General features: G+C 60.6%; 1 protein-coding gene and 1 pseudogene. One reads left to right on the forward strand and one right to left on the reverse strand.

Annotated elements, in window-relative coordinates:
* Nucleotides 1–138 precede the first annotated feature (138 nt).
* A complete protein-coding gene (locus SO140_RS46200; RefSeq protein WP_025305007.1) occupies nucleotides 139–483 on the forward strand; it encodes a DUF4156 domain-containing protein in 345 nt (114 codons plus the stop codon).
* Nucleotides 484–570: 87 nt separating this feature from the next.
* Here SO140_RS46200 and SO140_RS46205 read toward each other — a convergent pair.
* Nucleotides 571–795: pseudogene (locus SO140_RS46205) on the reverse strand (EF-P beta-lysylation protein EpmB); the annotation flags it as partial.

Consider the following 795-nt stretch of genomic DNA (forward strand, 5'->3'; position numbering starts at 1 on the left):
TAGGCGGCCAGCTCGTGAGTCCCCAGGCGCTTACTTGAGTAAGTAACTGGGGTGAGCGAGCGCAGTCAACAACGCTACAGCTTGAAAGGCGACGGGTAGAAGATTTTGCGTAATTCTCAACATCGAATGGGGAACAAGATGCGGATTAAAGCCTTACTGGGTCTTTCGGCAGCGATGCTGCTGGCGGGTTGCAGCACCACTCATGAACTGACCGCTGCGGGTCAGCAGATCAAGTTCACCGACAGCAAGCCGGCGGCGGAATGCCAGCTGCTGGGGGAAGTGACCGGCACCCAGAGCAACTGGCTGTCCGGCAACGGCGGTGAAGGCAGCTCCATGCGCGGTGCGGCCAACGATCTGCGCAACAAGGCGGCGGCCATGGGCGGCAACGTGATCTACGGCGCCAACAGCCCGAGCCAGAATCTGCTCTCCAGCTTCGCACCGCTGGACAGCAAAATGGTCGGCCAGGTTTACAAGTGCCCGTAAGGCGCTGAGACCGCAGTCGCAAAGAGATAAAAAAAGAGGAATGCCACGGCATTCCTCTTTTCGTTCCATCGGGCCATGTGGCGCGCGTCACTCCGGCATCAGGCGCAGGTCGATCGGCGTTTTGCTCGGTTCGCCGCCCACTTCACGCGTCAGGCGCGGTACCAGGTAACCGGACACCTTGCTCAGCAGCGCCTGCATGATGGCGCGCGCTTCATCGTCGCTGACCATGAAGTGCGCTGCGCCCTGCACCTTGTCCAGCACGTGGATGTAGTAAGGCAGGATACCGGCGTCGAACAGCGCGTTGCTGAGCGC

Source organism: Bradyrhizobium sp. UFLA05-108, from assembly GCF_059803455.1.